This is a genomic window from Haloarchaeobius iranensis, from assembly GCF_900103505.1.
GTDB classification, from domain to species: Archaea; Halobacteriota; Halobacteria; order Halobacteriales; family Natrialbaceae; genus Haloarchaeobius; species Haloarchaeobius iranensis.
The window spans coordinates 1-3,070 of record NZ_FNIA01000061.1; the positions used below are offsets into that span (position 1 = coordinate 1).

The 3,070-nt window shown below is 54.9% G+C and carries 2 protein-coding genes; one reads left to right on the forward strand and one right to left on the reverse strand.

Going from position 1 to position 3,070, the window contains the following annotated elements; translation table 11 throughout:
• The first annotated feature begins 795 nt into the window (after positions 1 to 795).
• Complete coding sequence (locus BLT27_RS18870; protein WP_139172445.1) at positions 796 to 2,013, forward strand: hypothetical protein; 1,218 nt, start codon at positions 796 to 798, stop codon at positions 2,011 to 2,013.
• A 101-nt stretch (positions 2,014 to 2,114) separates the two neighbouring features.
• Here BLT27_RS18870 and BLT27_RS18875 read toward each other — a convergent pair whose 3' ends face one another.
• Entirely contained in the window at positions 2,115 to 2,297 is a 183-nt protein-coding gene (locus BLT27_RS18875) for a hypothetical protein (protein ID WP_089736681.1), read from the reverse strand.
• Positions 2,298 to 3,070 lie beyond the last annotated feature (773 nt).

Sequence of the window (3,070 nt, forward strand, 5' to 3'; positions counted from 1 at the left end):
GAGTTCCGAGAAATCGCCCTGATGTGTGTCGTCTATAACATCAAGCGGGCTGTGAAACAGTGAATTCCACTGCAGTATGGCGATTCAACACAGCCAGTAGTTGATTCTGAAGCGAGACTGGTTCGAGTCAACCTGGGAGATGTTCGCGATTATCTCGTGTTCAGTCGTCGGTGAGGTAGGCGGCTCAGAACGTGTGCGGGTCATCGGGAGCGACGACTGTCCACTGTCGATACACTCCGCCGGTGCTGAGGAGTTGGGGTACTTCTCCTCGTATGCCTCGGCTCCCGCGGACAGGGCAGGAGCGACAACAACAGAGAGTGACACCAGGAGGCAGAGACAAAGCAGACAGAACAGCAACCCTGAGTGAAGTCTGGCGAGAACACTAGAATGCATCGAGAGCCTGCTTGGTAGTGAGATGCTTGACGGTGTAAACGTTGGCCTAGCCTTCGAAACGAGTTGCCCAGGTGCTGCAACTTCACTAGATTTGGTTGGATTGACCCTCCGGCACTCAGTTGCTTGTGACGATGTCTGGTAGCTCTGGACCAACTTTTTGGCCACTCTGTACGCAAATCCCTGTTCGTCAAGGGGAGCGAATGGTGGCATACTGGAGGTTGGACACCTATTCTGAATCGATGGTTGCCCTCAGCGGGAGAAACTGGTCTCCACTGCTCTGTTGAATCCCCAGAAGGCCGCAGAACACCGTCGCTCTGGTATCCGTAGAACAATTCGCTTTCGAATATGGATTAAAAATGGTTAAAAATAAGGTTTATACAAGTGCTGACTCTATTAGCGGCCATGGATGGTAATAACCATTCTCAGAAACGGAGAACGGTACTCAAGGCCCTCGGTATCGGTGCAGTGGCCATCCCCTCGACTGTTCAGGCCGCAAAAAGTTCCCCACGAGCAGACTCGGTACGTTACGAAACGCTCCGTGGACGAGTTGCCGACCCGATTTCCGCTCGACAGATTATGTCTCTTCGCCAACGGTTCGCCGATTCCGTCTCCACGGACGCAGCGAGCTCGCTCTCCGTCTTCGTGGACCCAGATGCTGCCTTCGAAGACAAGCAAATCATCGGCTACAACGTGGTGGCTACCGAGGGTGAGGGCCCCAGAGAACAGTTCGTCACTCGCTCGCGTAGCCCCGACCGCGGGGAATCTATCTCGGATGCAGCTGCCGGGATCGAGGACCGACTACACTCGAAGGCAGACGAACTGCTTGACAGCGCGACCCAGGAACTGACCGCCAGTTCCGACCGCACCCCTGAGACGAGCGCTGAGTACGATATCCCCTGGAGCGAGTGGAACTCCGTAGGTGGAACCGACGTTTACAATGAGTACCCGTTCAAGTCGCACAACTGGGGTGAATCCAGACCGGGGATGGTCGAAATCGAGAGTGATGTCCGTCGGTCACCCGAAGATCCCCGAATCGGTGCCCGGTCGATGATTCGGATGGAACCCGGACGCCAGGTCTGTAACTCCAGTGTCTCGAACAACGATGAGTACTGTATCCCTGGATCGACGTACAACGGATGGCGGAACCGGTCCGCGAAGGTGTTCCATGATTGGGACAAGAGTGCAAACGATACCCCGACCGACGATCTGATCGAGGACTACGACCCGACCAACGATTTAGGAGACGTGACGAAGAGTCGGACCGCTTCGATGAGCCTCAACATAGCGCGAGACCCGAGCCTGACAGTCGGATACAGTACCAGCGTCGCCATTCCTGGCGCAGAACTAATCGATAAGACCACTAAGGCAACCGGTCGAACGAAACACTCCTTCGAAATCAACAGTGTGGGAAGTAACGCTTCGATGTACAACGCCGAGTTCGAAATCGGTAGCGTCGCCGAGTGGGAAGCTGGATGCTCGTCCCCCGGTGGAGCAACGATTCTGGACATCGACATCGATCTTGGTTGGGGAATCCCGAACGCTGTCCCCGGGTTCAAATGGCTGAACACTGCCGGAGACAGCGAGACTTTCTCTTACGAGACGTACTGTTCCCCGTACTAACTGTCCGTAATCGGGTCTGATTCCACGTCTCTCCAGCATACTTCTGATATAGAAGAGAAGGCGAACACACGGTGTCCATCCACGGTCGCGACGAGACGGGTTTAATCGCCTCTCAGTTCTACAACTAACCCGACGAACCCGAGGAGGAGAGCAACGTAGATGACGCCCGTCTCTAGGGGGCCCCAGCTCCCACCGGACTCCAGAATCAACAGTTCGGTTATTTGTACTATTCCACCGTACAGCATCAGTAGTATGGCGAACCGCTGTAAAGACGCACCAGACATACATTGGATATCTAAAAGTAATTTCCATAAGTCTTGTCCTCCGGATTGATTTGTTGAATCCGACGCCAGCGTGGGGATCACGTTTTGAGAGCCTGTTCGAGGTTGGAGACTGCGGCTATCAACACGAACTCGCGGAACCCACGGTACCCCTCACGTGAATGGACAGCGGGACCGAACCGACGCTTGATGGCCGAAAAAGCGGTCTCTGCCATCCAGCGTTGGCTGTCTATTCGTTGTCCAACCGTCCGTTGTGCGCGTGATTGTACCAGCGAACAACCGATGGCGAAGCAGGGGCGGGACGCCCTCTGAACGGAGGGTGTCTCGGAGCGATTGGTCGTCATAGCGCTTGTCGCGGCCGAGACTCTCAATTTCTAGGTGTTCCGAAGAGCGACTCGACTTTCGACGGCCAGTTTGGATGTCATGAGGCCAGTTGCCGAGCAGTGAACATCGAGGATGGCATACGAGTCTGTATCGACGGGTACCGTCGTTTTGAGCGTGCGTATGCGGCGATCCGAGTGGTGTTGGTAGTGTCCGATGCCGTTTCGCGGTCAAAGAACGTGGCATCGATGGTTCCATGCGACCGGATCACAACTCTCGCGGACTCCCGAAGGAATTCGCCCCACACGGACATGGGCACCTTCTCAAACGACTACTATCACCTATAGTGGCCGTTAGAAATAATTGCTTACTTTGAGGGTGTCATAGAACGATTACCACACCAAAGAGCAGGGTGAACGCTGAGGTGGAATGAGTTCAGCGACCCTGCAAGATGA